This window comes from Vibrio sp. 9-16B-A1 (assembly GCF_056726165.1).
Genome location: NZ_JBSDZD010000025.1, coordinates 20928 through 27498, shown reverse-complemented (window position 1 = coordinate 27498; position 6571 = coordinate 20928). Strand labels below are relative to the sequence as shown.

The following is a 6571-nucleotide window of genomic DNA, read 5'->3' as shown; positions in this document are numbered from 1 at the left end:
AAGAATTTGCTTGGCGACCATAGCGTTGTGGACCCACCTGATTCCTTGCCGAACTCAGAAGTGAAACGCAATAGCGCCGATGGTAGTGTGGGGCTTCCCCATGTGAGAGTAGGACATCGCCAGGCTTCAAATTTTAAAGTTTGCTTTGGACAAAGCAGGCTTACCACCAAATTCAGTGTGCTGATATAGCTCAGGTGGTAGAGCGCATCCTTGGTAAGGATGAGGTCCCCAGTTCGAGTCTGGGTATCAGCACCAGTAATTTTTCTTGACGACCATAGCATTGTGGACCCACCTGATTCCTTGCCGAACTCAGAAGTGAAACGCAATAGCGCCGATGGTAGTGTGGGGCTTCCCCATGTGAGAGTAGGACATCGTCAGGATTATATTTCAGACTTGTCTGACCAGCGGAGTGGTAGTTCAGTTGGTTAGAATACCGGCCTGTCACGCCGGGGGTCGCGGGTTCGAGTCCCGTCCACTCCGCCACTTCTTTTGAAGCCTCGTCGATTGACGGGGCTTTTTGTGTTTCTGGGGACTGAAAAGTTTACTTCCGGTTTCGGGGGATTGGTTCGTGGTACGCGGGCGCTTCGCTCCGTGGTTCGAGGGGCTATGGTGTTCCACCATGCTCAGTTTCACACTCTCCACAGAACCGTTGTTCCCCGAATCTCGTCCCACGAAGCGCAGCGCACACGTCCCTGTATTTACTCCAGAAAGCCCACTGACAGCTTCATTGCCATCAAAGCGAACATTCCACACCACTTTCACCTTCATCCCCTTAAAACGCCATACAGAAGCTCTGAACATTTCACAAAAGTGACTCCTGTAACTTTTTAAAAGCAGAGCGTTTGATGAGAGGTTATGTTGCGCTTTTTCAGCGAATTAGCGCTCGTTTTTCAGCCCACAATCCTTAGAATAGGGCCATTGCGCATTTTCAGGAGTCTGGTATGGGCCAGGGGTACATTTTAGGTTTTATCGCACTGGGTGGGGCATTTGGTGCCTGCTCGCGTTATTTGGTGTCTGAGCTGTGTGTGGTTCTGCTTGGGCGCGGATTTCCTTATGGCACGCTGACCGTTAACGTAGTGGGTTCTTTCATCATGGGTCTGCTGATCGCGGCCTTTGAAAGTGAGTTGCTGGCGACTGAGCCCTGGCGTCAGATCATCGGTCTGGGGTTTCTCGGTGCCCTGACCACCTTCTCTACTTTCTCGATGGACAACGTCCTGCTGATGCAGCAGGGGGCGTTTTTCAAGATGGGCCTTAACGTACTCCTGAACGTAGTACTGAGTATTTCAGCGGCCTGGCTTGGTTTCCAGTTGCTGATGCGCAGCTGATAAGACTAGGAGACGTTAAAAAGTTGTTGGTTAATTCACCGGCAACTCTCTATAATAGTCGCCACTTGTCGGAGTGCTTAGTCCTCTTTTGGAGGGCATAGCTGAGACCGCATTGCGGGATCCGTTGAACCTGATCAGGCTAATACCTGCGAAGGGAACAAGAGAAGATAATTCAAATAGGCGGCACTCTGTCTGAATTTTGCCGTCCTGTCTTTCGCGCTCCTGATCTGTCTCAGATTCAGGGAGCCTCTTGTAGCACCAATCCGATAAGCATTTTCTTCATATTACTCAATAGGAAAAATGCGATGTCGACACGTAAACAAGCCAGACAACAGGCGAAGCAATTCATTGACAGCCTGTCTGTGACTCCTTACCCCAATTCTGAAAAAGTCTACGTTGAGGGAAGCCTGAATAACATTCGGGTACCAATGCGTGAGATCTCCCTGGCCGACAGTCTCGTCGGTGGTACCAAAGATAACCCGGTGTTTGAACCCAATGAGCCGGTACGCGTCTATGACACCTCTGGTGTTTACACCGACCCTGAGCACCATATCGACCTTTACAGCGGCCTGCCAAAGCTGCGCAGTGAGTGGATTGATGACCGCGGTGATACCGAGCTGCTTGAAAGTGTAAGCTCAGTCTACACCCAAGAGCGGCTCAACGACGAAACCCTGGATGAACTTCGTTACGGTAATCTGCCTCCGGTAAAACGCGCCAAAGAAGGGAAGTGCGTGACTCAGATGCACTATGCCCGTCAGGGAATTATTACCCCTGAGATGGAGTACATTGCCATTCGCGAAAACATGGGCCGGCAGAAGTACCGTGATGAGCAGCTGAACATTCAGCATCCGGGCCAGAGCTTTGGTGCGAATCTGCCCGAAGACATCACCCCTGAATTTGTCCGCCGGGAAGTGGCGGAAGGCAGGGCGATCATCCCGGCCAACATCAACCATCCTGAAGCTGAACCTATGATCATCGGGCGTAACTTTCTGGTGAAAGTGAACGCTAACATAGGTAACTCTTCGGTCACTTCCTCCATCGAAGAAGAAGTCGAGAAGCTGGTATGGTCTACCCGCTGGGGTGCCGATACCGTCATGGACCTCTCCACCGGCCGTAATATTCATGAGACCCGCGAGTGGATCCTGCGTAACAGTCCGGTTCCGATCGGAACCGTACCTATGTATCAGGCGCTGGAAAAGGTAAACGGCATTGCAGAGAACCTGACCTGGGAAGTGATGCGCGATACCCTGATCGAACAGGCGGAACAGGGGGTGGATTACTTCACCATTCACGCTGGTCTGCGTCTTCACCATGTGCCGATGACGGCGAAGCGCGTAACCGGGATTGTTTCCCGTGGTGGTTCCATCATTGCCAAGTGGTGTCTGGCTCATCACCAGGAGAGCTTTCTTTATACCCATTTCCGTGAAATTTGTGAGATCTGTGCTCAGTACGATATCTCACTTTCACTGGGGGATGGCCTGCGTCCAGGCTCAGTTGCGGATGCCAATGACGAGGCTCAGTTTGCAGAGCTGAGAACTCTGGGTGAGCTGACGACGATCGCATGGGAACACGATGTTCAGGTGATTATCGAAGGCCCGGGCCATATCCCGATGCACATGATCAAAGAGAACATGGATGAGCAGTTAGAGCACTGCCACGAAGCGCCTTTCTATACCCTTGGCCCCCTGACCACCGACATTGCGCCAGGCTATGACCACATTACTTCCGGTATCGGTGCTGCGCTGATCGGTTGGTACGGATGTGCCATGCTTTGCTACGTGACACCAAAAGAACACCTGGGGCTGCCAAACAAAGAAGACGTTAAGACCGGTCTCATCACTTACAAACTTGCCGCTCACGCAGCCGACCTTGCGAAGGGCCACCCGGGTGCACAGGTGCGTGATAACGCATTGTCAAAAGCCCGCTTTGAGTTCCGCTGGGAAGACCAGTTTAACCTTTCGCTTGACCCTGTTACGGCGCGGGCATTCCATGATGAGACCCTGCCTCAGGACTCCGGCAAGGTCGCGCACTTCTGTTCTATGTGCGGCCCCAAGTTCTGTTCCATGAAGATTTCTCAGGAAGTGCGCGAGTACGCCAAAGGCATCAATCAGGGCGAAGCGATTGAAGTGAGCCTGCTGGATGATCCACTCGAAGGCATGAAGCAGAAATCTGAGCAGTTTAAAGCTCAGGGTTCTCAGTTATATCGTCTGGCTGAGGAAGGAGAGCTGGAGTCATGAACCGGTTATTAATCCCGGTTGATTTCATTGAGCTGACCGGGTTGGTACAGAACTGCCTATTCGCAGCAGAGGAGCAGGGGTTCGACATCAGCAAAGTGGAGCTGGGCATAAGCCCTGCTCGATACTTTGAGCTTGATTTGGAGGGGAGAAGCCTGCGCTTCTCTCCGGACTCAGATCAGAATGATGCAACCCATCTCAACTATGGCCCTGAAGACAGAGCTTTAAATGGTAGTGGTGAAGCCAACCAGCTGGTTGCCGGATTAAGCCCAAAACAGGTAGTTTTCGGCGCGCACTATCAGGGTGGGCTTGTGGACTTGTGGCTCAACAGCGAAGGAAACACTTGCGCTGTTTATTATGAAAACGCAGGTGAGCGCGAACCACATTTAGCCTGGTTGATGACGGCGCTGGCACTGGATTTTCCTTTGGAAGATGCACTGATGTTGGCACGAGCGGCAACAATAACCGGTGTTTCACGTGAAACATGGCCGACCGAGCCTGAGCTGTTTCCAACACCGGTACTGAATGACCCAGCCCTGGGTATCAGAGCCTGTGGGCTCAACAGAGTACAGTTCCTTCCAACTGACCGTGTTGAGCTCGGATTCTACCCTGTTGTAGACAGCGTGGAGTGGGTCGAGCGTTTGCTGACGCTGGGTGTGAAAACAGTCCAACTGCGGATCAAGGACCCGTTTCAGCCTGACCTTGAACAACAGATCGAAAAGGCATCTGCTCTGGGAAGGGAAAATAAGGCACAGCTGTACATCAATGATTACTGGCAACTCGCTATTAAGTATGGGGCATACGGCGTTCACCTTGGTCAGGAAGATCTGGAAGTCGCAGACCTGGATGCGATTCAGTCTGCCGGTATCCGACTGGGTCTTTCGACTCATGGCTACTATGAACTGATGCGTATCAGACAGCTTCAGCCGAGCTACATCGCTCTTGGCCACATATTCCCAACCACTACAAAACAGATGCCTTCAAAGCCTCAGGGCCTGGTTCGACTGGCGCGCTACCAGCGTCTGTCTGCAGGTATTCCAACCGTTGCTATTGGCGGTATCGACCTGACCAACGCAGAGCAGGTACTGGCATGTGGCGTTGACAGTCTGGCTGTGGTCAGGGCCGTTACTCAGAGCAGTGAGCCGGAAAAAGTGTTTAAGGCATTTACCCGGCTTTTGGAACAGAGGTTTGAGAAATCCCGGGAGAACGCCAATGCTCTCTGACAACGAGTTTATCCGCTATCAGCGACAAATTGCGCTGGATGAAATTGGAGAGCAGGGGCAGCAAAGGCTCAGTCAGGCCAGGGTGCTGGTTGTAGGGTGTGGCGGACTGGGAAATCCGGTTGCGCTCTATCTGGGTGGTGCCGGGGTGGGCAACCTGGTTCTGGCCGACGGGGATTGTGTGGAAGTCAGTAACCTGCATCGTCAGATTGGATTCAGCCAGCAAAGCGTTTCGCATAACAAAGCTGCGGCGCTGGCTGATCAGGTTCTGGCCGCGAATCCTCAGATCCGGGTCAGGTCGGTTCAGGCGATGCTCGATGGAGAGCGTCTGTTACTGGAAGTGCAGCAGGCCGATTTGGTGCTGGACTGCAGCGACAACTTTGATACGCGTTATGCGGTGAATCAGGCCTGTTTAAAAGCAGGGAAACCTCTTATCAGCGCGGCTGTGACCGGCTGGAATGGCCAGCTTCTTCTGCTCAGGCCTGATGCCGGACAGCCCTGCTACCGGTGCCTGTTTCCCGCGCCACCGGAGCAGAAACGTAACTGCAGTACGCTTGGTGTTGCCGGACCGGCCGTGGGTGTTATGGGCAGCAGTCAGGCGTTGCTGGCTTTGCGTTATTTGCTGGGTGTAGAGGGTAATGCAGCTGGCAGGTTGCAGTTGTTTAAGGGTCAGAGCTTCAGCTGGCGTCAGCTGCAGCTGACTCAATCAGCTGACTGTCCGGACTGTTCAGCCACTGCCGCAGAAACATCAGCCAGGAAGAGTGTGACTGCTGAGAACAAGGAGAACTACGCATGATTACTGTCAGTGTTAATCAGGAATACGTGACTGTTGCGGAAGCGACTACGCTGGAGCAACTAATCAAAGGGCTGCTGGAATCTGTAAATGGCCACGCAGCGGCCGTCAATCAGGTGATCATTCCACGCGCTGATTGGGCCGGTTATGTGGTCAATGACGGTGACCAGATCAGCCTGTTTCAGGCCATTGCAGGAGGGTAAAAGGATGCAAAAACTGAATAGTAAAGACAGGCTGGTTATCGCCGGTCATGAGTTTGAGTCGCGCCTGTTCACTGGTACCGGCAAGTTTGCTTCCGGCCGTCTGATGGCTCAGTCATTGATTGAATCCGGTTCGCAGCTGGCGACCATGGCGCTCAGGCGGGTGGATCTGAATGAACGTCAGGACGACATCCTTGGGCCTTTGATCGAAAACAAAATCAAACTGCTGCCAAATACGTCCGGAGCCAAAACGGCAAAAGAAGCCATTTTTGCTGCGCACCTGGCGCGTGAAGCACTCGGTACCAGCTGGCTCAAGCTGGAGATTCATCCCGATCCCAAGTACCTGATGCCGGACCCAATCGAAACCCTGGCGGCGGCAGAGCAACTGGTAAAAGAGGGATTTGTGGTCCTGCCGTACTGCCATGCTGACCCGGTGTTGTGTAAGCGCCTCGAAGAGGTGGGCTGTGCAGCAGTGATGCCGTTGGGGGCTCCAATCGGTTCAAACCAGGGGCTGGTATCGGAAGAGTTCCTGCGGATTATCATTGAACAGGCGAATGTCCCTGTAGTCGTGGATGCCGGCATAGGTGCACCTTCACATGCGGCCAAAGCGATGGAAATGGGGGCTGATGCCGTGCTGGTGAATACCGCTATCGCATCGGCCAGCGATCCTGTCGTGATGGCAAATGCGTTCAGGCTCGCAGTAGAGGCAGGACGTATTGCTTATAAAAGCGGGTTGGCAGGAAAGGGTATTCAGGCCAGCGCGTCGAGCCCTCTGACCGCATTTCTGGAGAGTTAGACC

The 6571-nt window shown here is 53.2% G+C and carries 6 protein-coding genes, 2 tRNA genes, 2 rRNA genes and 1 riboswitch; all 10 genes read left to right on the top strand.

Features of this window, described 5'->3' with window-relative positions; genetic code table 11:
* Positions 1-9: 9 nt before the first annotated feature.
* The 10 genes from rrf (ACVB80_RS23700) (at position 10) to ACVB80_RS23655 (ending at position 6568) form a co-directional block, all read left to right on the top strand.
* A 5S ribosomal RNA gene (gene rrf / locus ACVB80_RS23700) occupies positions 10-125 on the top strand.
* A gap of 54 nt (positions 126-179) precedes the next feature.
* Positions 180-255: transfer RNA gene (locus tag ACVB80_RS23695), tRNA-Thr, on the top strand.
* A 9-nt stretch (positions 256-264) separates the two neighbouring features.
* Positions 265-380, top strand: a 5S ribosomal RNA gene (gene rrf, locus ACVB80_RS23690).
* 26 nt (positions 381-406) lie between these two features.
* Positions 407-483, top strand: a tRNA-Asp gene (locus ACVB80_RS23685).
* Positions 484-941: 458 nt separating this feature from the next.
* Complete coding sequence (crcB, locus tag ACVB80_RS23680; protein ID WP_481083744.1) at positions 942-1325, top strand: fluoride efflux transporter CrcB; 384 nt, start codon at positions 942-944, stop codon at positions 1323-1325.
* Between the two features lie 59 nt (positions 1326-1384).
* Positions 1385-1499: riboswitch (TPP riboswitch) on the top strand.
* Between the two features lie 131 nt (positions 1500-1630).
* Complete coding sequence (thiC, locus tag ACVB80_RS23675) at positions 1631-3562, top strand: phosphomethylpyrimidine synthase ThiC (protein WP_481083743.1); 1932 nt, start codon at positions 1631-1633, stop codon at positions 3560-3562.
* Entirely contained in the window at positions 3559-4782 is a 1224-nt protein-coding gene (gene thiE, locus ACVB80_RS23670) for a thiamine phosphate synthase (protein WP_481083742.1), read from the top strand. The genes thiC and thiE overlap by 4 nt, the downstream gene beginning before the upstream one ends.
* On the top strand, positions 4772-5575 hold the full coding sequence (locus ACVB80_RS23665) for a HesA/MoeB/ThiF family protein (RefSeq protein ID WP_481083741.1): 804 nt from the start codon (positions 4772-4774) through the stop codon (positions 5573-5575). Before thiE ends, ACVB80_RS23665 begins: the two co-directional genes overlap by 11 nt.
* Positions 5572-5775 carry a sulfur carrier protein ThiS gene (thiS, locus tag ACVB80_RS23660; RefSeq protein ID WP_481083740.1) on the top strand — a complete coding sequence of 68 codons (204 nt, stop codon included), beginning with the start codon at positions 5572-5574 and terminating at the stop codon, positions 5773-5775. The genes ACVB80_RS23665 and thiS overlap by 4 nt, the downstream gene beginning before the upstream one ends.
* A 4-nt stretch (positions 5776-5779) precedes the next feature.
* Positions 5780-6568: a thiazole synthase gene (locus tag ACVB80_RS23655; protein ID WP_481083739.1), complete on the top strand. Its 789-nt coding sequence runs from the start codon at positions 5780-5782 to the stop codon at positions 6566-6568.
* The last annotated feature ends 3 nt before the right edge of the window (positions 6569-6571 follow it).